The 22,415-nt window shown below is 34.2% G+C and carries 19 protein-coding genes; 16 read left to right on the forward strand and 3 right to left on the reverse strand.

The window, feature by feature from the left end:
* Window positions 1-11: 11 nt before the first annotated feature.
* From BM305_RS09555 to BM305_RS09595, 8 genes are all read left to right on the forward strand, one after another.
* Window positions 12-440, forward strand: a complete 429-nt coding sequence (locus BM305_RS09555; RefSeq protein WP_092560475.1) for a hypothetical protein — start codon at window positions 12-14, stop codon at window positions 438-440.
* 15 nt (window positions 441-455) lie between these two features.
* Entirely contained in the window at window positions 456-896 is a 441-nt protein-coding gene (locus tag BM305_RS09560; RefSeq protein ID WP_092560476.1) for a hypothetical protein, read from the forward strand.
* Window positions 897-1,003: 107 nt separating this feature from the next.
* Window positions 1,004-2,746 (forward strand): ATP-binding cassette domain-containing protein, encoded by a 1,743-nt coding sequence (locus BM305_RS09565; protein ID WP_092560477.1) that lies wholly within the window; start codon window positions 1,004-1,006, stop codon window positions 2,744-2,746.
* The gene (locus tag BM305_RS09570) at window positions 2,746-4,581 is read left to right on the forward strand and encodes an ATP-binding cassette domain-containing protein (RefSeq protein ID WP_092560478.1); all 1,836 of its coding nucleotides are present in this window, start codon (window positions 2,746-2,748) and stop codon (window positions 4,579-4,581) included. Before BM305_RS09565 ends, BM305_RS09570 begins: the two co-directional genes overlap by 1 nt.
* 773 nt (window positions 4,582-5,354) lie before the next feature.
* The gene (gene rpsO / locus BM305_RS09580) at window positions 5,355-5,621 is read left to right on the forward strand and encodes a 30S ribosomal protein S15 (protein ID WP_092560480.1); all 267 of its coding nucleotides are present in this window, start codon (window positions 5,355-5,357) and stop codon (window positions 5,619-5,621) included.
* 135 nt (window positions 5,622-5,756) lie between these two features.
* Window positions 5,757-6,440 (forward strand): hypothetical protein, encoded by a 684-nt coding sequence (locus tag BM305_RS09585; RefSeq protein ID WP_092560481.1) that lies wholly within the window; start codon window positions 5,757-5,759, stop codon window positions 6,438-6,440.
* Window positions 6,441-6,465: 25 nt separating this feature from the next.
* The gene (locus BM305_RS09590) at window positions 6,466-6,894 is read left to right on the forward strand and encodes a bacteriohemerythrin (protein ID WP_092560482.1); all 429 of its coding nucleotides are present in this window, start codon (window positions 6,466-6,468) and stop codon (window positions 6,892-6,894) included.
* 303 nt (window positions 6,895-7,197) lie between these two features.
* Window positions 7,198-8,331: a cellulose binding domain-containing protein gene (locus BM305_RS09595; RefSeq protein ID WP_092560483.1), complete on the forward strand. Its 1,134-nt coding sequence runs from the start codon at window positions 7,198-7,200 to the stop codon at window positions 8,329-8,331.
* Window positions 8,332-8,416: 85 nt separating this feature from the next.
* Here BM305_RS09595 and BM305_RS09600 read toward each other — a convergent pair whose 3' ends face one another.
* Window positions 8,417-10,750 (reverse strand): glycoside hydrolase family 9 protein, encoded by a 2,334-nt coding sequence (locus tag BM305_RS09600; RefSeq protein WP_092560484.1) that lies wholly within the window; start codon window positions 10,748-10,750, stop codon window positions 8,417-8,419.
* Window positions 10,751-10,969: 219 nt separating this feature from the next.
* Between BM305_RS09600 and BM305_RS09605 the strand changes: the two genes are divergently transcribed.
* A complete protein-coding gene (locus BM305_RS09605) occupies window positions 10,970-12,175 on the forward strand; it encodes a cohesin domain-containing protein (RefSeq protein WP_177214663.1) in 1,206 nt (401 codons plus the stop codon).
* Between the two features lie 54 nt (window positions 12,176-12,229).
* Here the strand turns inward: BM305_RS09605 and BM305_RS09610 are convergent, their stop codons facing one another.
* Window positions 12,230-13,606 carry a PQQ-dependent sugar dehydrogenase gene (locus BM305_RS09610; RefSeq protein ID WP_242940510.1) on the reverse strand — a complete coding sequence of 459 codons (1,377 nt, stop codon included), beginning with the start codon at window positions 13,604-13,606 and terminating at the stop codon, window positions 12,230-12,232.
* A 101-nt stretch (window positions 13,607-13,707) separates the two neighbouring features.
* Here BM305_RS09610 and BM305_RS09615 point away from each other — a divergent pair, with 101 nt between their 5' ends.
* From BM305_RS09615 to BM305_RS09635, 5 genes are all read left to right on the forward strand, one after another.
* Entirely contained in the window at window positions 13,708-14,577 is an 870-nt protein-coding gene (locus tag BM305_RS09615; protein WP_092560486.1) for an AraC family transcriptional regulator, read from the forward strand.
* Window positions 14,578-14,711: 134 nt separating this feature from the next.
* Window positions 14,712-15,161, forward strand: coding sequence for a DUF2975 domain-containing protein (locus BM305_RS09620; protein ID WP_092560487.1), 450 nt, complete (start codon window positions 14,712-14,714; stop codon window positions 15,159-15,161).
* A 12-nt stretch (window positions 15,162-15,173) separates the two neighbouring features.
* Entirely contained in the window at window positions 15,174-15,389 is a 216-nt protein-coding gene (locus tag BM305_RS09625; RefSeq protein WP_092560488.1) for a helix-turn-helix domain-containing protein, read from the forward strand.
* Between the two features lie 21 nt (window positions 15,390-15,410).
* Window positions 15,411-16,835: a DUF4153 domain-containing protein gene (locus BM305_RS09630; protein ID WP_092560489.1), complete on the forward strand. Its 1,425-nt coding sequence runs from the start codon at window positions 15,411-15,413 to the stop codon at window positions 16,833-16,835.
* 183 nt (window positions 16,836-17,018) lie between these two features.
* Entirely contained in the window at window positions 17,019-18,113 is a 1,095-nt protein-coding gene (locus tag BM305_RS09635) for a CAP domain-containing protein (RefSeq protein ID WP_092560490.1), read from the forward strand.
* A 19-nt stretch (window positions 18,114-18,132) separates the two neighbouring features.
* On the opposite strand, the gene mutY is transcribed toward BM305_RS09635, so the two are convergent.
* Window positions 18,133-19,212 carry an A/G-specific adenine glycosylase gene (gene mutY, locus BM305_RS09640; protein WP_092560491.1) on the reverse strand — a complete coding sequence of 360 codons (1,080 nt, stop codon included), beginning with the start codon at window positions 19,210-19,212 and terminating at the stop codon, window positions 18,133-18,135.
* Between the two features lie 171 nt (window positions 19,213-19,383).
* Here mutY and BM305_RS09645 point away from each other — a divergent pair, with 171 nt between their 5' ends.
* Together BM305_RS09645 and BM305_RS09650 are read left to right on the forward strand one after the other, a co-directional pair.
* Window positions 19,384-20,658, forward strand: coding sequence for an O-acetylhomoserine aminocarboxypropyltransferase/cysteine synthase family protein (locus tag BM305_RS09645; protein WP_092560492.1), 1,275 nt, complete (start codon window positions 19,384-19,386; stop codon window positions 20,656-20,658).
* A gap of 331 nt (window positions 20,659-20,989) precedes the next feature.
* Window positions 20,990-22,291 (forward strand): O-acetylhomoserine aminocarboxypropyltransferase/cysteine synthase family protein, encoded by a 1,302-nt coding sequence (locus tag BM305_RS09650; RefSeq protein ID WP_092560493.1) that lies wholly within the window; start codon window positions 20,990-20,992, stop codon window positions 22,289-22,291.
* Window positions 22,292-22,415 lie beyond the last annotated feature (124 nt).

Genomic DNA, 22,415 nt, shown 5'->3' on the forward strand with positions numbered 1-22,415 from the left:
AGGAGGATACAATGAAGGAAAGAAAAAATCAAAAGGCAATTAGGTCGAATTGGATACTAGAGGCAATTGGAGTTATACTGCTCATTGCTTCAGTTGTACAAGTTACATTTAATTGGGAAAATGCGTATACGAAAGACTTTAGTTTTTTTATTGATGATACGTCAGTTCTGAGTGATTACGTGGACATAGGTGGGACATTGGAATTAACATCATTTCAAAAAACAGGTACCTCATCCTGCAAATATAACTTGTATAGGAAAGCTAGAACTGCATCTTCATACACAAGTATTTATACAGGGGTAAGTTATAGTAACAATAATGAGATATCTGACATATGGAGTGTTTCGTTTGGTTCATGGGCTGATACTCGTTTTAAAATGACTAAGACGGCAGGAAAAACTACACAGTCTACGATATGTGTCGCAATTGAAGAATCTTAATTAAAGGAGAATAATATGAATAATATAAAAAGTGTAAGAGCCAATATGGGTACAATAGCTATTGTTCTTTTAGTAGTAGGGGTCATCACTGCAATTGGATCAGCAGGGGTAATTGCGTGGGGGACATGGAATTGGAGTAAATCATATAATGGAACATTTGAATTTGCAATAAATGATAGTAGTCAAGAATCTGAATGGGTTAATATTGGTGGACAATCAGAAATTAAAACTGCTCAGACAGAAGGAACTAGCGATTGCAAATATTCATTATACTGTAAAAAAAGATATGGAAGTTATGATACTGTTTATAATAATTTAACATATTCTAAAAACAATAAAGCAACTTCAGCTTATTCATATAATTTTGGAAATATATATGATTACAAATTTAAAATGAAAAAACAAGCTGGAACAAGTACATATTCAACTGTTGAAATACTAGTCGGAATTGAATAAATATTTTAAAATGTTATTTCAGAGATTCTAGTAGGTATAATGGTTATAAACATTGATTAGAGATTTGACGATATTTATTTGTACAAAATGAGAAGGAGTTTACTTGTATGGGAAAGGATTTGAACGGTTATTATAAGTTTGAGTATAAGGAATGTGTCTTTAAGAAGAAGATAATTTATAAAAAAGGTCATATAACTATTTGTAAGAATAATATTACGTTGATTACAGGGGGGAATGGAACAGGTAAGAGCACACTTTTAGGTAGAATATACCAGAGCAATAATAGTAATAGTACATATATTTGCCAAGATAACTATGAAATTTTTAAAAAGCTTTCTGTATTGGAGAATATTACTTTTTTTCAACCTGATATTGATGAAAAGAAAGTAATACAAATATTGGAAAAATATCATATGGAAGGATTATTAAATAAGAGTTCAGATGGTTTATCGGGTGGGGAGAAAAGAATTATTACAATTTTACGTGGAATAATGTCAGAAGATGAGCTATTGTTTTTAGATGAACCAACAAACGATTTAGATTACCAAACAGTAGATACTATTATTAAAATAATCAATGATTACAAAACTGAAAAAACATTTCTTGTGGTTACACATGACGAGAGGTTGTATCCAATAGCTGGATGTCTATATGAGATAGTGGATCAGCAAGTTGTAATGCATGAGAATAAAGTTATAATGGAACAAAAAGTGAGTTCTCAGTGTAATGGAAAAAAGGTTTTTCAAAATAAAGCGTTTATTAATAAAGTATTCATATCTGATATTTGTGGAGTATTATGTTTATCGCTCATAGTACTTCTGTCTGTGTATCTTTTTTATTATTTGAAAAAGGAAACAAGTGAAGAAATTGAGCGAATTCATTCGGATCAAATTGAACTGTGTAATTCAATATATTCTGAACCAACAAAATTAGTAAATGAAGGATTTATTCCAACCAGTTTTTTAGCATATCTGAATTCTGATATTAGTTTAAATGAATTAAGTGTTGCTTTAGAAAAGGGAATTGCAAATAGTGAGGAAAGATTTTATTGTTTGAACCTTTCTGTGGATCAAAGCATAAATTATCAGGTTTATAACTTAATAAGGTATGATTTAAGTACATCCACATTGATAAATACATTAGATTATTGTAAATCAGATAATAACAATTTAGATCAAAACCAGCATTATATAGATACAAGTAAGTATTTTAAGTATGGTGATACCTATGAAAATCCGAATAATAATGCTATTGCGATAGAGTTTAATGATAAACTGTATCAGAATGCAATTGAAGAAATTGATACTATTTTTGAAGAAGACCTTGAAAATATTTTAGTTGAAATAAAGTTAAACCAAGGGTACACGTTTTATGACTTTATAGTTCAAGATAAGTATAGAGAAAAATGGAAATCAAACTATTTTATTCGCTCAAACGAAACAATTGAAATCGTTGAAAATGCAAAAAATATAATGAAATTCAATAAGATAATAAAATTATGGATATTTGGAGTTGGAATATTAAGTTTTATTATCATATATCAGACGATTATTAATTGGTTTTTGATTAAGAAAAAAATTATTATACTAAAAAATTATGGCTTTTGTAAGGCGGACATAAAAAAGGCAGTGATTCACAAGTATAATAATCCTAAAAGTTATATCATTTCTTTTATATATTCAGAGGTGTCAATGATGTTCCTATATATCTATTATGGCAATATAAAAGAAATTAAAGATTACGCTATTATGGTATTATTGGGGGTATTTCTGATCATTACAAATAGATTACAAAAAGGTATTTATAGCTTGAATATAAGGAATTTATATAAGATTAAGGGGGAACTCTAATGATTGTTAATACAAAAGTAAATCATGATTATATTAAATTAGATCAAATTAACTTTGACTTTTCAGAGTATGGAGTATATATAATATCCGGGAAAAATGGAACAGGAAAATCAACAATTATGAAACAACTTGTTTTTGAAGAAAATCAAATCAGATTTAATACAGAAGAGCATAAAACAACTTATGAAAATAGCAGGAGTAGTTTGATTAGTTATATTGAACAAGATCCAGCATCCTATCATTGTTCTGTGAAGGAGTATATTTCTAAACTATTACCTTTTGATAAAAAGGATACCGTTGATTATTATATGAAAAAATTTAATATGGCTGATATTAGGTACAGTAGAAATGTAGAATCATTAAGTGGTGGAGAACTTATGAAGTTAAATCTAATAGGTGCAATTATTAAAAATACACCTTATATTATGTTAGATGAACCAACCAATAATTTAGACAATCCTTCCGTTAGAGATTTTTTACATATGATTTCTGAATTAGCAACTTCTCATAGTATTATTATAATTAGCCATGATCCAAGATTAAATTTTGAAAATTGTACAAAAATTTTGATTGAGGAAGAAATTATGTTACAAGAATCACATAATGGAGCTATTAATACTGCTGTACCAGAATTAATTAAGTATCCAGCGGCAAAGGTATGTAAGAATTTTTTGAAATCACCATTTGTTATACTTACTTTTGTAGTTATGCTAATACTAATGATTTTTTATAGCTACGTAACTAATATTTTATATGGCACATTCATTAGCGATGAGCATTTGATTGACAAAGGACAAAATGTGATTGTTACGTATAAGGTAGATCAAGAATTTTCAGAGTTAAACAGTAATTATGCGAATAGCCAAAAATTAAAAATTAGTAATGCTAAGAAGTATCAAATGATATATTTTAACGACATTGCGGATATAGCAGATACAAAAGGTATTAAAAAAATAATTCTTTCAGATGATAAATATATAGATGAACTTTCGGAACAATTTTATAACAGCGATTTAATCAATGAGTTTAATATTTTTTCTGTTCCAAATGATATTATTAAAAATTATGGTGGACAACTATTGTTGCCAATTGATATAAGAAATCTGATTTCAGGAAGACTTCCATATGATGGTGAAAATGAAGTTGTAGTTTCCAATGACTTTTTGAAGAAATATTATGGTATTGAAGATGAAAATCCTATCGGACAATTTATTAAAATACAGGATGAAAATTATGAAATAGTGGGAATTGGTTGCTACGATTTATGTATTGTTTCGTTTGATGAAACAAAAGATTATGGATTTTTTCTATATGAGAAAGGTAAAAGTGAAACGTATTTTGAAGAAATAAAAAAATATCTGGTAAGAAAAGATTTTTATATAGATAATGGTTTATACAATTTAATTATTTATACGGATAAGCTGATAGAGAAAAAGGTTTTGAATCAATTAGTGAGTAATTATCCAGCAGAGAATTATATTTCCTATGAATTTCAAAGTGCCTACAAAAAATATATTAATAGAAAAGGAAATATGATTATTTTAGCCTTTGATATGATATATAGTATAATTAGTTCTATCTTTATCCTATATGTATTTTATAAAATAATACAAATTAATAAGTCAAAAATTAATGCATTTGATAGTTATTACTGCCAACAACGAAAAACTTTAAAATTGTATAAAAACTGTTTGTTCTTTTCGTATATGGCGTGTTTTCTACTTGCTAGTACAATTTCAATAATTGTGTACAAGGATACTATTGTATACTTGTTAGTGAATGTAGTAGTTTTTACATTAGCATGGTTAGGATGGAGAAAAAAATGCATATTTTGAAAATATTCTTTTTGTTGTACATTATGAATATAGTATCAATAATAATTCACGAGTGTTCGCATTTATTAACTAGTTTGTTGTTTTTCGGTGGATATGAGGAGATTAGTATCGGAAACTTGTTCTATTTTCATTTTACGAAAAAGATAAAAGTATCTCCAATAATATTTTCTGGTTATGTTAGTGTTGGGCAAGAAAAAATCATTGAGTTCTCCTATGTTAAAATTTGTGTGTTCTTTTTGATTGGTCCATTTGCAAGTTTTGTATTAGGATATTTGTTTTATTTTCAAGTAAGCACTTTATTATTTAGACTAATTGGAATATATAATATGCTTTCAGCCATTATATTTCTACTACCATTACCAAATACAGATATGTATAATATGATAAGGGTAGTATCTTATAAAGTCAAAACTGAAAAATAATAAAATAGTTTCTGCTCACCATAGGTGAAGGAAGAATATGGTTACATTCTTTTAGATAAGTATTACAAAGGACGGTACAAACCTGTACTGGCGAATTGGAAGGTATATATTCAAGCATTTACTGTTTCTGCACGATTACAGAATTTCCACAACTAATCATGAAGCCAAAAGGCTTCTAAGTGGCTATGAATGTATTCGCTTTTTTGATTTGTGTCAATTGGTATTTACAAATAAAAAATTTTGTGTTATCATAAAACAGTTGTGGGGCAAATAGCCTCGATCCAATGCTCAGGAATTGGACACTCCGACCATTTTCTTGGCATTTGGAGATTAAAATTAGGAGGAAATGAAATGATTACAAGTGAAAAGAAAAAAGAAATTATTGCTGCTTATGGCAGAAATGCAGAGGATACTGGTTCACCAGAGGTACAAATTGCATTATTAACTGAAAGAATTAATCAGTTGACAGAGCATTTAAAGATCAACAAAAAAGATCACCATTCAAGAAGAGGTCTTCTTAAAATGGTAGGTCAAAGAAGAGGTCTTTTAGAGTATTTAAAGAAGAAAAATATCGATGGCTATCGTAGTTTAATTGAAAAGTTAGGTTTAAGAAAATAATTTTGATGTTTGCTGCTGTGAAAGAATACTTTTACAGCAGTTTTTTCGTTAATAAATAAAGTTAATACCAGAAAGTATTTGATTTTGATAGTACATATGTTAAAATGTGAATATACAAAAATACGGAGGGGTTTCATGAAAAGGAAAATCGGAATACTAATGATGGTAACAATGTTAACATTTTGTTTATGCAGTTGTGCAAAAAAATCTGATTATTCTGGGGAAATTCAGGTTATCCAGAATGGATTGCAAAAAGATATGGAGTTAGATAGTGGTACTATTTATCGAAAAATTATAGTAAGTCCAACTAATAAGTCAATTGATAATTTTTCAAGTGAAATGATTTTAGAGTCACAGTCAGAATTTACGAAAGATGGTGAATACATTAACTGTGAGAAGAAAGAAACTCAAAATTATAATGGCGAGATACTAGAAAGTAATTTCAAAAATGGAGAAGATGGTTACTATATTATGGATGGAGAGGGAAACTGGCAATTATATTCTGAGTATAAAACGGATTTTATGGACGAACAATATACTTATGTTGATTTAGATTTCCAAAGCAGCGATATAGAAACAATGAAGATAGAAAAAGGCGATACTGAAACAACCTATATTTTCCAAGTATCTAAGAGTTATATTAAAAGCGAGAATGAGGAACTGGGAGAAGGAAATAAGGTTAAATCTGTTCAAATAGAATGTACATTGGATTCGGAAGGTTATCTGGCTAAGCTTAGTTGTGTGAGGGAAGATGAAACTACAATGAATGAAGCAACAGATATATTACATACAGAGATGATAATCGAGTATACAAGATAAATAAAATGAAGAGCAGGTAAATGAAATGTTTGATTTTAAATTTGACTGGAAAGATAGTTTGTGTACAGGAATAGAAGTAATTGATAATCAGAATAAAGAACTATTTCGAATAGGTAGGAATATTGAGCAGCTTCTTTTAAGAAAATGTATTGGAGCGACTACACAGGAGCTGTTGAATATTGTATGTGAATTGAGGGAATATGTATCATATCACTTTTATGAGGAAGAGCGGTTGATGATGCAGGCGGGATGTAGTGATTTTGAAGAGCATAAGAAGGCACATGAGCAATTAAAAAAAATGGTTAAAGAGATAGATTGTGTGGAATTAGGGAAAAACCCTTACAAAGAAATGAAGAGAATTAAGGAATTTCTGACAGACTGGATTTTTGAGCATTTAATGATTGAGGATTTGCAGGAAGCAAAATGTATTATGAAAACGGATGGCCAAGAATAGGTTTATTTATTGGTCTTTACTTATATTTAGTTATCCTAATTGACATTAAAAAATGGCTACAGTATTATGAGTATAAGAGTATTATATGAAATAAGGCTATATGAACAAAGAAAACTTTAGAATGTATACATATAAGGTTAAGTGTCTAAAGAAACAAAGTAATTCTGCCATTTACTAAGCGTATTCTTTGTTCATTTGGCATATACTTGCTTTTAAAAGTAGTATAATACTTATTATAGTAAGAATATTTTACTGTTTTTATAGGTAATTTGCGTTCTTAATTGTAAAAAGGAGAAGGATTATATGAATAAGAAACAAAATTTAAAGTTTCGCTTAATAGCTAAGATGAGTTGCTTATTACTTATTATGTTTGTATGTTTTCAAAGTATAATGCCTGGTTATTCTGCTACAGCAGCTACAACTACAACTAAAATAATGCCACTAGGTGATTCTATTACAGATTGCGATTTCTGGAGAACATTACTATTTAACAAATTAATTAGTAATGGATATGATGTTGAATTCGTAGGTTCAAGAGGTACACATGAAGGACATAGTGGTATGCTTGTTACAGATCTTGCTGCAACAAATCAATTATCTACATGGCTTTCATCAACAAATCCTGATATCGTTATGATGCATTTTGGAACAAATGACTGCTGGTGTAATAAGGGGGCAGACGCGATTCTTAATGCATATACTATATTAGTTGGGCAAATGAGGGCAAACAATCCTAATATGATAATAGTAGTGGCACAAATTACACCGATGCAGCCTAATAATGATGCAGACTATATTGGACGTGTTGAAGAACTGAATACAGCAATGGTAAATTGGGCAAATGAGCTGTCAACAGCTGAATCACCAATTACATTGGTGGATCAGTTTACAGGCTTTAATACAAGTACAGATACTTATGATGGAGTACATCCAAATAGTTCTGGTGGTCAAAAAATGTGTGATAAGTGGTATGAAACATTAAGTAGGATTTTATCTGCAACACCAACACCAACGGCAACACCAATAGCAACACCAACACCAACGGCAACACCAACGGCAACACCAACGGCAACACCAACACCAACAGCAACACCAACAGTAACGGCAACACCAACAGCAACACCAACAGTAACGGCAACACCAATAGCAACAGGCTTAAAATTAACAGCTGAAACAAATGCATGGTCAACTGGTTATACCATGAATGTAACTATAAAAAATACATCAAATACTACGGTAAATAACTGGAAACTAATTGTAAATAAAGCAGATTTCAATATCTCCAATATTTGGTGCGCAAATATTGTGGAATCAGGAGATACTTTTATAATTACACCAATGTCTTGGAATCAGACAATTAGTGCTGGTTGTTCAGTTAACTTTGGTTTCCAAGGTGTAGGAAGCCCAGTTGCTGATTTTTCATATATGCTTGAATAATTACTGAATGATTTGAATTAGTAAATGGCAGACTAAAAAGAATCCCAGATAACGCATTAAGTAAACGCTATCTGGGATTTATTTATTAGATTAGTTCTAAAATATATGTTTTTAAAGCTTCAAAATCAAGAGAATCAACGGAACTATCTCCATTAAAATCAGCCGCCTTTAGTGCATTTTCAGTTAATGTTTTGGTTCCTGCAAGATGCATTTTCAATAAAGCCAAATCTAAGGAATTGATTTCTGAATCGCTGTTGATGTCTCCTTTTCTAATTGTTACTGGCGTGGTTCCGTCTGGTTCCATTCCACCTACAAGAACACCATTATCATAAACGCAGATGTGATCTGTTTTTACAGGTGTTCCAGTCCAATTACTTTCTTCAATGCTTAATCCCTGGTAACTCCAGTCATCAGATGGATTCCAGTAGTTTTGCCATGCATAGGTACCAAGAGCAAACTGGTACTTTTTATTAGAATTAGCAACTACAAAACCGTCCCAGGTAATTTCCACATAATATATGTTATCCTTATAAAGATGTGGACCGGAAAGCTGAGCAGCATAATTAGTTTCTGCCGCTGTCTGATCATAGAGCTGTCTCATTTCAATTTTATCTGCGTCCAGTGATGTCATTCCCGTAGCATCAAAATAATAACGGACGGAAATATTTTTAGATGTTTTAGTGACATCGGAGCAAACGTATAAAGTGATTTCATTAGTTTTTGGCTCGTCATTTTGTACAATATTAACGCCAAAAGCTTCAACCCAGTAGGATGAGCCACCTTCCTCTTCATCAGCACTTACTTTTGGAGGAAAATCAGGAGTGACTTCCATAGAAGTATCACCAAAGTATCGGTAAAGTCCAGCACATGCACCAACAAAAGCAGCATTGTAATCAATAGTTACTTCGTTATAGATATAATCGGCTGTAGAATCAGTATGTTCATCACTTGAGCCAGGGCCCCCAACTAAAGCACCATATAAGACATATTTATGTTCATTGGTATCTTCACATCTGGATAAACCAGAAGCAGCCCTGTGATGTGGATATTTAACGGAAATATCACTGTAACCTACTATGTAGCATCGGTTTAATGGATTATCTCCCATTAAATAGTTCATTTGAGACTTTGCCCATGTACTATATTTAGAAGGGGTGTCACCATGATGCTTGTCATAAACAAGTGCCAAAAGCTGTGTAGCCGTATTGTAGCGGGCAGAACCCCATTGATTCAAAAAGGAATATCCACCTGGAGTAATGGTAACAGTAGTTCCGTTCATCCAGTTATCCACCGTTTTGGCAATCTGACTCCAAAAGTCAATTACTTCATAAGGACTTTTATTTGCAGCAGTTCGGAACTGGTTTTCTAGTTCTTGTCCATTTTTATCGTATAAATCATCTATTTCTCCTAAAAGACAAGTTGTACCAGCCCATACATCATTCCAGCAATGTGTCCAGCAGGAAGGTGCATAGTAATCATAGTATTGAAAAAGCTGATCTAAATAATGCGCATCCTTAGTTGCCAGATAGAGCCAGGCTGCTGCCCAGCAATAATCATCCTGCCACTTGGAGGAGGTATAATAGCCTTTTGGGCCATCAGCATTACAAGCTTTATTATCGCATCGTTCAGCAAATTCAAATAGTGCCTTTGCGTAGGTAAGACTTGTCTCGGCATATTCAGGTGCTTCTGTTTTGAAATTCATATAATTAGCTGCAAGTGAAGCAGCAGCAGCAGAAACGCAGTCAGTGGAAGGTAGTTCATCGGTAGCAAACCAGCCGCGGCGGAACATTTCATCGATTTCAGGAGCATTCCAGTATGCGTGGTCAACGTCACCATCCCCAACCTGATAGCAAAATGCAATTGCTTTTCCGGTTTCATCCAGATAAGTACATTTCATAAAGTAATCATTGAAATATTTTAATAAAGTTTTTGCATGTTCTGCTTGTCCGGTAGCCTCATATTGCTCACGGAATTCATAAAAACCCCATCCCAGCGTAGAACCAGAGTATGCTTCTGGCATACCAAATTTCACATGATCACCAGCATCGTGAAAGCCGCCAGAAACATCAAGAGTACCATTCCCATCTGGGTCCAGAACAGACCGGTGTTCATCGATAAAGCTTTCAGTCATATTAGTATTGGTGGAATCCAGTGGAAGCTCTGCATCATATGTATGGCAGTCATGACGCCATTCATACTGGCAATTTTCATCGACTCCAGTTCCGCACATATTGGCATCATAAAAATATTGTGAATATTGCAGAGCCTTTGCATAATTAAATTCTAAAGCAGTTTCCTCATCGGAGGCATTCAGGCTTATTGAACTGACAGGAGCAAGAAGCAGAGCAGGAACAAGAATGCCTGTTATCAAGGTCTTTGCTTTTCGTGTAGATAATTTTGTTAATTTAAATTTTTTCATTTACCCTATTCCTTTCTATAAAATAGTAAAGATAGTATTTTATTAATATGTAATAAAATGGTATAAATATATAATAGCATATTTTTATTCTTCTTACAATTGACTTGTATGTAAGGAAATCTAACAACTTGAGCAATTGGCATTGACGAAGGGGTACTTTCTAAATTAATATTAAAGCAAATATATGTAAGTAATATGAATAATCATGGAGGTAATAATATGAAAAAAGGAAAAAAAGCAGTAGCGTTACTCGTTTCCATTTTAGTGGTGTTTTCTTTTGTAACGTTTAAAATGTCTGTTGAAGCAACAAATACAGACATACAGGTTCAATTCAGTAACGGAAGTACAGCAGCAAATTCCAATACAATTAACGTAAAATTGAAAATTTCCAATACAGGCACTTCAGCTGTAAATCTTGCAGCCTTAAAAATCAGATATTATTATACAGCTGATATGGAAAAGGCACAAAACTTTTTTTGTGACTATGCAGGTATGATGAATGGTGGAAACTACTATAATCTTACCAATAAAGTATCTGGAACATTTGTAGTTATGGAAGATACAGTTCCTATCGCAACGCATTATCTTGAGATTGGTTTTTCGTCAGATGCGGGAAATGTTTCATCAGGAGGAACAATTGAGATTAATACAAGAATTTCAAGAAATGACTGGAGCAATTATGACCAATCCAACGATTATTCTTATAAATCGGTAAATACATATGAGGATTGGGATAGAATAACGGTTTATGTGAATGAAAGTTTATTATCAGGAAAAGAACCAATTGGCTCAACCCCAGTGGTAACACCAACGCCAGTGGTAACACCAACGCCAGTGATAACGCCAACGCCAGTGGTAACGCCAACACCAGTGGTAACACCAACGCCAGTGGTAACACCAACGCCAGTGGTAACACCAACGCCAGTGATAACGCCAACGCCAGTGGTAACGCCAACCCCAGTGGTAACACCAACGCCAGTGGTAACGCCAACCCCAGTACCAGATGGGTTAAAGATAAGTTTAGGAAATGTAATTGGAGAAACAGGTGATACAATAACAGTACCTGTTACAGCAGCAGACATTGCATCAGTCGGCAGCATAGGAACCTTTAATTTTTACATAACATTTGATTCAAATCAATTGCAGGCAGTATCCGTATCAGCGGGAGACATTATTACAAATCCAGATGTGAATTTTTCAAGCAAAATAAATGCTGGCTCTATCAGTTTATTGTTTTTGGATGATACAATTGGTGAAGAGCTTATAACAGATGACGGGGTATTAGCATATGTATCCTTTCAAATAACTGGTACTTCAAGTGGAACAACACCAGTTGTGTTTGGGCAAAAAGGAGCCTTTGGAAATGGTAATATGGAAAAAATAAAAGATATTACATTTATCAATGGCAGTGTAGAAATTCAATAGCTAAAATCTGATAACCATATAGGCGGTAATCTGTCTATATGGTTTCCTTCATAATTAAGTAAGTTCTTTCTTATATATCCGCCAAATTACGCCAGTGCCAGGGACAAAATTATCTGAGTTGTAGAAAGCATTTAATCCCATATCAACAACGTACATGGCACCATCTGGAGCAAAAATAATATCAGCAGGCCGTTCAAATCCTCCACCTTTTGAAAGAGAGGAAGGAAATCCAGATTTATTGATAGCAAATGTATTAATTGTTCGTGATTTCATATCAATCTTGGAAACTCTGTGGCCAGTTCCAGCATAAGGCATTGGTTCCCCTAACGTGGTCTTTACCATACTTCCGAATTCAGCAATATAAACATCTCCATAAGGACCAAATTTTGAGTTGTAATTAAAATCAAAGCCTCTTATCATAGAATTTGGGGGAAAGGAAACAAATGGGGTTGGTGGAACGTTTGGCTGGTTTTTTAATAAAAGAGTGGGCTGGACACCTCCGCTGGGACGAAATCTTGGGAGGCTTACAGGCTCACCACCAGAATAGTCAGGCCATCCATACCATAGACCATGTGAAACAAGATAAAAGTCATCTGTAGCATTTTCAATAGGCCTGCTTCCTGTGGCAGTATAGCCATTGTTTGCTGCAAACAGTTGACCGTTATTATCAAACTTTAAGTAACTGGGATTTCGGAATCCCCAGGCGACCTGTTCGATATTAGAACCATCTAAATTTGAAGATAAAATACATCCAGATGCCTTTAAGTATTTTTTTCTTGTCTCATAGGGCTGATTTGCTATGCCATAAGGGGAAAATGCCCCTGTAACAGCAATTTCATTATTTGCTGCCTCAGATAAAATATTGGAGGTATTATAGTTTTGTCCATTCAGCATAATATAATCACCAGCATAGTCGCAAAGCAGCGGTGAAGAGGTCAGCCATTTGTTGTCATTTCCAACTATTCCAGAGTTTGTTACAGTTCCTTGTCCGAAATATAATTTATTATCCATTGAGAAAGTAACTGGGCTATTGGTATTATCGCCATTGCTGGGAAGTCCCATAATAATATTCTGTCTGGTGCCATCTTTTAATATTTTAGTGACGAAGCCTCTATGTGAAACATAAAGTATTCCGTTCATATAGTTGATGCCTGTTACAGGTATATTAAAGCCTTCTGCAACTATTTCGAAGTGGTTGTCTTTTAGCATCAAAATTTGTGGGTATCCTGTGGACAGACCTGAATCTGCAACTAGAATGTCACCGTTATCTGTGAATATCATACTTATTGGTGAGTTTAAACCCTGAGCAAATACTTCAATACCATATCCTTGTACAATATATATGTCAGAAGGATTTAAAAATCTTTCAGTAATTTCGTTTTCTGGATTGAAGGAATAAAAACATAATCGTTCATTTTTATTTTTTGGCATAATTCCTCCTGAAAAACATAGTTGTTTAAATATATTCTTTATTATTAAATTTATTCGTTATATACTTAGCTTGTAGAGTAAAAGAAAGGATAAAAAGTGAAATGCAGTTTAATCCATATATTATTGATATTACACATACATCTGTACATACATTATACTGGCCATCAGGTATGCCATACCATATCAGAAAAACTAGATTCTATGAAATAGAGCTGATTACTGGTGGTACGGGTGAGATGACTACAGACAATAAACAATTTAAAGCAATTAAGGGAAATTTGTTTTTCAGGAGGCCTGGAGTTTTTACCCAGGGAATAGCAGGGTATTATTCTTACGTAGTTGCTTTTGATCCCGTATATGATAAATCTCGTGTTAAGTGCTATGAAAGCAAGATTCCCTATTGGATATTTGACGAAAACACAATGATTAAGGACTATGGGTGTTTTGATGAATTTCCTGATTGTTATAGTACACTTAATCAGGAGGCGTTAGAAGTTCTTTTCTCTAACATCGTGAATTCCTTTAATAATGGAAGAGAGTTAAATCAAACCTATATGAAAGCAAATCTAATCAATATATTTGATATAATAAAAACCGAATTAGACACTGAACTGAATCATATGGGGAGACGGGTAATACGTAATAACTATGATAATTTGATTGCCTGCAAAGAGTACATTGATAAAAATTTAGATAAAAGATTTACATTAGAGGAGCTAGCAGAACGATGTGGGTTAAGTAAAAACTTTTTTAGTAAGATATTTAAAGAGATTATAGGAAAAACGCCATTTGAATATATTTTAGAAAATAGGATGCAGCTTGCAAAAAAATTAATTCTCACAACTAATTTAAGTGTGGAGCAAATTTCTATATTAAGTGGATTTGAGGACAGAGCTCATTTCTATCGAACTTTTAAAAAATATTATCAAATGACACCGGCACTATTTCGTGAAAAATACAAGGGTAGCTGAAAAATAGAACGAATGGCAATAAATATTTATCGATTATCGATAAAAAATTATTGACATTCGTTTTTTACGGTGGTATAGTATAGTCAATATTAAAAATGTGGAAACAATAATCAGGTAAGGCGGAGGAATGATATATGAAAACAAACCCATTAGTGCGGTTTACAAAGCATTTAATAGATTTTATGCTGCTATCAGGAGTAGTTATCTGTTTGAGCGTACCCATGCTTTTTCGCCAGGCAGCAAAGTATTTTAGTATTTTTCAAAAGTATTATGTGCCATATTGTATTGTGTTTATGGCAGCAGGGGTTTTTGCTCTCATTATATTATGGAATTTACGTAATATGTTTCAAACAGTGATAAACGAGAATCCATTTGTAACTGAAAATGTAATATCATTAAAACGAATGGGAAGCTGTGCATTTATGATTGCAATTCTGCTATTGGTGAAGCTGGTTCTTGTACTAACACCTGCCGCGGCAGTTCTAGTTTTGGTTTTTATCATAGCAGGTTTATTTTCACTGGTTCTTTCTCAGGTTTTTGAGCAAGCTGTTAGTTACAAACAGGAAAATGATTTAACAATATAGGGGGAAACCAGAATGATTGTGATAAATTTAGATGTTGTGATGGCACAGAGAAAAAAGGGCTTAACGGAACTGGCAAAAGAAGTAGATATATCACTGGCAAACCTGTCTATTTTGAAAAACAATAAGGCAAAAGCAATTCGCTTTAGTACGTTAGAAGCAATCTGCAAGGCATTGGATTGCCAGCCAGGGGACATTTTGGCTTATGTGGAAGAGAAACATGAGGAATGAAAGAAAGGATGGAGAATAGTTATGGATCAAGTGATTCAAAAAGTGCGTCAGAATTTTATGATATTTGGAATAATCAGCTTGTTGTTTGGAATTACATTCACTATGTGCTTTTATAAGGCAGGGCTTGGGGTCAATGCAAGTATATTTACCATAATAACAGTAATACTTCTGATAGCAGTAACCAACAGGCTGGGTCTAACTGTAAAGAAGCAGACGATCATATACTATGCTGGAATTATAGTACTAGGCGTATCCAGTGCCATGACGTCCAGTTGGGCGCTGGAAATTTTCAATGTAGCCGGAATTTTGTTATTACTGGAAGCAGCGGTTCTAAACCAGTTTTGTGAAGGGCAAAAAAAAGACTTTACCAGCCAGCTGAAAAATATGCTGATACTTCCCTTTAGCAGCCTGTTGTCTATTAGCCTGCCCTTTATAGACAGTTATCAGTTTTTTAGAAACATAACAATTTTAAAAAATAAACTGGCACGTAATATTTTCGTTGGAATTGCCATTACAATTCCAGTAGGCGGAATCATTATTGCCTTGCTTTCCAGTGCAGATTTAGTTTTTCGCAGTATGATGAAAAGAATGGTTTCCACTGAGTATTCAGCAGATTTTATTATTATATGGATTATGACTTTTTTTGGATTTTTAGTGTGCTACTGTGTTATTTGTGGTGCTGCTGTAAAGGCGGATGAAATTAAAAATGAAGATACAATGGCTAGAGCAGATGCAGCTATTGCTGTAACAGTATTAGCAGTGCTCTGTATCATTTATGCAGTATTCTGTGGAATTCAGATTTTTTGTCTATTTCCAAAGGGGAGCCGTATACTGCCAATGGGAATTACATTTTCAGAATATGCAAGAAAAGGATTTTTTGAGCTGCTTACTGTTACTGCAATTAATATAATTTTAATGCTTCTATGTACTACCTGCTTTAAAACAAGCAAGGCAGTCAGTGCTTTGTTAACAGTCATAACAGCATGTACGTATATTATGACAGGTTCTGCATTTTATCGTATGCTATTATACATTGAAGCATACCATCTGACTTTTTTAAGACTTTTTGGACTGCTCGTCCTGTTAATAAATGCCATTTTATTAGGAGGAGTAATCCTATATGTGTATGATAAGAAATTTCCTTTGTTTGAATATTTCGTTGTGGTAGTTTCTATTTGCTACATTATGTTTTCGTTTTCAAAGCCAGACTATTGGATTGCCTCCTATAACATTCAGCATGAGTCCAACATGACAGTAGATGAAGTAAGGTATTTAACCAGACAGTTATCGCTGGATGCAGCACCTGCTATTGTACCGTATTTAGAAACAAAAAACAAAGGGGATAGCACAGATGAGTATCGGGAGCGTATCCTTAGAGAAGTAAAAGAACTAGGCATTAGAGATTTTAATTGTTCAGTCTATGAGGCGTCAAAAGCCATACGATAAAAGTGTTTACTACGCAATTGGAAATATAAATGAAATAAAAAACAAAAATTGGAATTTGCATTTTTTGTAGAATTATGATAGTATATAGCTACGCCAACTTCATATCCCACAGGTACAGAGTTCTTGGCTCTGGTGAGCAAAGAGTTTGAAACTGGTTAACCATGAAACGTTAGGAGGGTTAAAATGAAAAAGAATATGAGATGGAAAAGAGCGTTTTTGATTGTTCTTATGTCGGTAGCTTTATTAAATATTACAACACTTATTTCAGTGAATGTAGATAAAGTAACAGTTCATGCAGCAGCAGCAACAAAGTTGAATACACCGTCTATTACTGTTTTAAGCAGAACACCTAGTACCGTTAACTTTACCATCAGTAAAGTAACAGGGGCTAGTGGATATAGGGTTTATCGGGCAGCCAGTAAGGCAGAAGCTTTTGTTTATATTGGTAAAACAACATCATTAAAGTATAAAGATACAAAGGTGAGTACGTCAAGAACTTACTATTATAAAGTGCGTGCCTATAAGACAATAAATGGGAAAACCATAACAAGTAAGTATTCTGCTATAAAAGCAGCTGGCAAGTCAATGAGTAAAACAACATCTATTACAGCTAAAAACAGTGGCAGCGTAAATACTATTACATGGTCAAAAGTATCAAATGCATCACTATATAATGTATACCGTAGTACAAGTAAGACAGGTGGCTACCGGTTTATCGGAGCTTCTAAGACTACTGCATATAAAGATAGTAAAATTTCTGCCAATACAACGTATTATTATAGAATGCGCGGATATAGAAAATCGGCAGGAGTAAAATATTATGGACTTTATTCCAATGTTGTTTCGGTTACGACGGGCAGTACTTCCAGCAGTCCGGTCAGTGGAAATACATCTGATAATGAAGCAGAAAGCTATGCAAAAGAGGTATTGGATTTGGTAAATAAGGAGAGAACTTCAAGAGGATTAAGTGAGTTGACTACAACTACTTCATTAAGAGATGCTGCTAACAAAAGAGCAGTGGAAATTGAACAATCCTTTTCACATACACGTCCAAATGGAACAAGTCCTTTTACTGCACTGGAAGAGTATGGCGTGTCTTATCAGGCAGCAGGCGAAAATATTGCCTATGGACAAAGAACACCGGCAGAAGTTGTGGAAGCGTGGATGAACTCTGAGGGACATCGTAAAAACATTTTATCTGAAAGCTTTGGAAAAATGGGAGTAGGATATTATAAAAAGAATAATACGATTTACTGGGTACAGTTATTTACAAATTAAAGATAAAAAGAGCAGCACATTAACATTTAGTGTGCTGCTCTTTTTCTGCAATAATTTGCTTGGTATAGGCTGAAAAAGCAGTAGGCAGTGTAAAAGTATATTGAAGGTCTTTTTTGGAAGCCCAGATCATCCCATCCCAGATTTCATGTTCGAGAGAGAAAAGCTTTATTCTATATCCTAGCATATGCCATTCTACATGACTAAAAATGTGCTTTGCACTTCCTAATAGTTCCATACTATAAGAGAAAATCCTATATTCCTTGAGCAGTCCTTCTGTTTTCTCAATGGAAAGATGACCATCCAGGTTAGGAAATTCCCAAAGGCCTGCAAGCAGACCTTTGGAAGGACGCTTCATAATGGCAAATTTATCCTGGTATTCCAAAACAAGAATAGTTCTGTTTTCCAGTCTTCTTGATTTTTTAGAAGGTCTGACAGGAAGATCAGAAGTAATATTTTGTTGAAAAGCAATACAGAATTTTGCCAATGGACATGCATCGCATAAGGGTTTTCCATTGGGAATACAGATTGTGGCACCTAAGTCCATAAGTGCCTGGTTAAAGTCGCCAGAACGGTTACCAGGCATAACAGCCAATAAGTCTGTTTCCAATTCCTTTTTTACTTTTGGCTGTGTAATATCATCATAGCTTCCAGATAAGCGCTTTGTTACCCGCAGAACATTGCCATCTACAGCAGGAACTGGCATTTTAAAAGCAATTGATGCAATCGCACCTGCTGTATAGCTTCCAATACCAGATAATTTCAGGAGAGCAGTATAATCAGCAGGTAAGCTGCCATTGTAGTCTGCCACAATTGTCTGGGCGGCTTTTTGCATATTTCGTACACGGTTGTAGTAACCAAGTCCTTCCCAAAGTTTTAAAAGCTGTTCTTCTGGAGCTTCGGAAAGTGCCTTTATGGTAGGAAATGCAGAAATAAACCTGGAAAAATAGCCTTTTACGGCTTCTACACGGGTTTGCTGAAGCATAATTTCAGAAACCCATATATAATAAGGATCGGGTTTTTCCCGCCATGGGAGTATTCTTTTATTTTCACTATACCAATTCAATAAATCTTCCACTATATAACTATAATCTGTTTTCATCTTTCACCAACTATCGTTTATATTTCATTAAAATCTTACTATATAGTCAAGAATATTGCAATGGAAGGAGTTACTAGATTTTCTATTTTACTGTCTGGCGTATCTTGCAATTACAGTATGATTTTGGTATTATAAATATAATTATATATGTAGATGTGAGGAGGATGAAACATGTCAGATTATCAGATAGAAACAAAGTGTGTTCAAGGAGCATGGAACCCTAAAAAGGGGGAACCAAGGGTGCTGCCGATTTATCAGAGTACTACATTTAAGTATGAAACAAGTGATCAGATGGCGAGATTATTTGATTTGGAAGAGGACGGATATTTTTATTCCAGACTACAGAATCCGACTAATGACTTAGTAGCTGAGAAAATATGCCAATTGGAAGGCGGCGCAGCAGCGATGCTGACATCATCAGGTCAGGCGGCTATTTTTTATGCAGTGTTTAATATATGTGAGGCTGGAGATCACATTGTATGTTCGTCTATGTTGTATGGTGGAACTTACAATTTATTTTCTGTTACATTAAAAAAATTAGGAATCGAAACTACCTTTGTGGATCCAGATGCAGAGCCAGAAGAATTAGAAAAAGCGTTTCAGCCAAATACAAAAGTGTTATATGCAGAAACCATTGCTAATCCAGCACTAGTCGTCCTGGATATAGAGAAATTTGCAAAACTTGCACACAGTCATAATGTTCCATTAATTGTAGACAATACTTTTGCAACTCCAATCAACTGTCAGCCTATTAAATGGGGAGCAGATATTGTCATACATTCTACATCCAAGTATATGGATGGGCATGGAATTATTTTAGGAGGCTGTATCGTGGACAGTGGTAATTTTGACTGGATGGCATATGGTGAGAAGTATCATGGATTGACTCAGCCAGATCCGTCGTATCATGGAATTATCTATGCTGAAAAGTTTGGCAAGAAGGCTTATATTACAAAGGTGAATGTTCAGCTTATGAGAGATTTAGGAGCAACGCCGGCTCCACAGAACTCATTTCTGCTGAATATTGGGTTGGAAACATTGCATCTTCGTGTACCACGTCATTGTGAAAATGCACAGAAGGTTGCAGAATACCTGAGTACCCATGAGAAAATTGCATGGGTGAAATACGCTGGACTTCCAACAGATAAGTATTATCCTCTTCATCAGAAATATTGTCCAAAAGGGACCTGCGGAGTTCTTTGCTTTGGGTTGAAGGGCGGAAGAGATGAGAGTGTAGCATTTATGGATAAGCTTAAGCTCGCAGCAATTGTAACTCATGTCGCAGATGCCCGTACCTGCGTTTTACATCCAGCCAGCCACACTCACAGGCAAATGACAGAGGAAAAGCTCATTGAAGCAGGAGTACAGCCTGATTTAATTCGTTTTTCCGTTGGTATTGAAAATGCAGACGACATTATTGCAGATTTAGAGCAGGCACTGAAATAAGAAAATATAAAATAGCATATCCTAAAAACACGTTTAACTATAAAACGTGTTTTTTTTATGTAATAGGAAATTGCTCCGCATATCCTATTACATAAAAAAGCACCCTAAAAAAACAGGGTGCAGGATGATGTGCACTTGTGTGCAAGGAATATTGTGGCTAAAGGACAGCCACATCCACAAGGCGCGGCAAAGTGTGTGGAACACACACTTTGTTCTTTCAAAAATAAACTGCTTGACAAGAGAAAACTTATATCATATAATTCATATCAAACAAATATGAATTATATGAATTGTCTTGACAAGGTCTTGATAAGAAAGTGAGGAAAAAATTATGAGCACAAAGAGAGAAGAAAGAAATTTAAAATTTGAGACGCTACAACTACATGTTGGACAGGAAGAACCAGATGCTGTAACAGATGCAAGGGCAGTACCGATTTACTTATCCTCCTCATTTGTTTTTCGTGATTCAGAGCATGCCGCAGCACGTTTTGGGCTTCGGGATGCAGGGAATATTTATAGCAGGCTTACCAATCCTACCAATGATGTTTTTGAAAAAAGGATTGCTGCGTTAGAAGGTGGTATTGCTGGATTAGCAGTTAGTTCTGGATCGGCTGCGATTGCATATACTGTTCAGACGCTTGCTGTCCAGGGAGAACATATTGTTGCAGCAAAAACCTTATACGGTGGAACGTATAATCTTCTGGCACATACATTACCCCAGTACGGAATCCAGACTACATTTGTAGATCCAGATGAGGAGGGCAGTTTTGAACGTGCTATTCAGGAGAATACAAAGGCTGTACTGATTGAGTCAATTGGGAACCCTAACGCCAGTCTTATTGACATTAGTAAAGTTGCTGAGATTGCTCATAGAAATCATATACCACTAATTGTTGATAATACATTTGCCACTCCTTATTTAATAAAACCAATTGAACACGGTGCAGATATTGTAGTACATTCTGCTACTAAATTTATTGGAGGACATGGAACCGCTTTAGGAGGTGTAATTGTGGACGGAGGAAAGTTTGACTGGGCAGCATCAGGAAAATTTCCTAATCTGTCAAAACCAAATCCAAGCTATCATGGAGTTGTGTTTACTGAGGCAGCTGGTGCAGCAGCATTTATTACGGCTGTACGTGCTATTTTATTAAGAGATACAGGGGCAACCTTATCTCCCATTCATTCTTTCTTGTTTTTACAGGGATTAGAAACCTTATCTCTCAGAGTAGAAAGACATGTGGAAAATGCCCTTAAAGTAGTAAACTATTTAGAAAAGCATCCTCTAGTTGAAAAAGTAAATCATCCAGCAGTTAAAACGAATCCATACCATGAATTATATAATAAAATATATACAAAAGGTGCTGGTTCCATTTTTACATTTGAGATCAAGGGCGGAGAGAAAGAAGCCAAAGCTTTTATTGATCACCTAGAAATTTTTTCACTGCTGGCAAATGTGGCTGATGTAAAATCACTTGTAATTCACCCAGCATCTACTACACATTCGCAAATGAATGAAGAAGAGCTGGAGGCATCTGGAATCAAAGAAAATACGATTCGCTTATCTATTGGAACAGAGCATATAGATGACATTCTATTTGATCTGGAAAATGCATTTGCAGCAATTAAATAATGAAAGGAAAAAGGTGTCTGGATGATAAATTTCAGACACTTTTTTAATAAAACAGCAAAAAAATATATGATTTTTTACCAAAACAGGTCGTTATGTGGTATAATATTCTTAAACGAATTATTTA

It is taken from the genome of Anaeromicropila populeti, assembly GCF_900112775.1.
In the GTDB taxonomy this organism is placed as follows: domain Bacteria; phylum Bacillota; class Clostridia; order Lachnospirales; family Lachnospiraceae; genus Anaeromicropila_A; species Anaeromicropila_A populeti.

What these genes read in the sequence shown, in the direction of transcription:
- BM305_RS09625 (WP_092560488.1), top strand. Translation starts at nt 15,174, where the DNA reads ATGATTGTGATAAATTTAGATGTTGTGATGGCACAGAGAAAAAAGGGC.
- BM305_RS09590 (WP_092560482.1), top strand. Translation starts at nt 6,466, where the DNA reads ATGTTTGATTTTAAATTTGACTGGAAAGATAGTTTGTGTACAGGAATA.
- BM305_RS09555 (WP_092560475.1), top strand. Translation starts at nt 12, where the DNA reads ATGAAGGAAAGAAAAAATCAAAAGGCAATTAGGTCGAATTGGATACTA.
- BM305_RS09650 (WP_092560493.1), top strand. Translation starts at nt 20,990, where the DNA reads ATGAGCACAAAGAGAGAAGAAAGAAATTTAAAATTTGAGACGCTACAA.
- BM305_RS09620 (WP_092560487.1), top strand. Translation starts at nt 14,712, where the DNA reads ATGAAAACAAACCCATTAGTGCGGTTTACAAAGCATTTAATAGATTTT.
- BM305_RS09605 (WP_177214663.1), top strand. Translation starts at nt 10,970, where the DNA reads ATGAAAAAAGGAAAAAAAGCAGTAGCGTTACTCGTTTCCATTTTAGTG.
- rpsO (WP_092560480.1), top strand. Translation starts at nt 5,355, where the DNA reads ATGATTACAAGTGAAAAGAAAAAAGAAATTATTGCTGCTTATGGCAGA.
- BM305_RS09570 (WP_092560478.1), top strand. Translation starts at nt 2,746, where the DNA reads ATGATTGTTAATACAAAAGTAAATCATGATTATATTAAATTAGATCAA.
- BM305_RS09595 (WP_092560483.1), top strand. Translation starts at nt 7,198, where the DNA reads ATGAATAAGAAACAAAATTTAAAGTTTCGCTTAATAGCTAAGATGAGT.
- BM305_RS09565 (WP_092560477.1), top strand. Translation starts at nt 1,004, where the DNA reads ATGGGAAAGGATTTGAACGGTTATTATAAGTTTGAGTATAAGGAATGT.
- BM305_RS09630 (WP_092560489.1), top strand. Translation starts at nt 15,411, where the DNA reads ATGGATCAAGTGATTCAAAAAGTGCGTCAGAATTTTATGATATTTGGA.
- BM305_RS09560 (WP_092560476.1), top strand. Translation starts at nt 456, where the DNA reads ATGAATAATATAAAAAGTGTAAGAGCCAATATGGGTACAATAGCTATT.
- mutY (WP_092560491.1), bottom strand. Translation starts at nt 19,212, where the DNA reads ATGAAAACAGATTATAGTTATATAGTGGAAGATTTATTGAATTGGTAT.
- BM305_RS09645 (WP_092560492.1), top strand. Translation starts at nt 19,384, where the DNA reads ATGTCAGATTATCAGATAGAAACAAAGTGTGTTCAAGGAGCATGGAAC.
- BM305_RS09635 (WP_092560490.1), top strand. Translation starts at nt 17,019, where the DNA reads ATGAAAAAGAATATGAGATGGAAAAGAGCGTTTTTGATTGTTCTTATG.
- BM305_RS09600 (WP_092560484.1), bottom strand. Translation starts at nt 10,750, where the DNA reads ATGAAAAAATTTAAATTAACAAAATTATCTACACGAAAAGCAAAGACC.
- BM305_RS09610 (WP_242940510.1), bottom strand. Translation starts at nt 13,606, where the DNA reads ATGCCAAAAAATAAAAATGAACGATTATGTTTTTATTCCTTCAATCCA.
- BM305_RS09585 (WP_092560481.1), top strand. Translation starts at nt 5,757, where the DNA reads ATGAAAAGGAAAATCGGAATACTAATGATGGTAACAATGTTAACATTT.
- BM305_RS09615 (WP_092560486.1), top strand. Translation starts at nt 13,708, where the DNA reads ATGCAGTTTAATCCATATATTATTGATATTACACATACATCTGTACAT.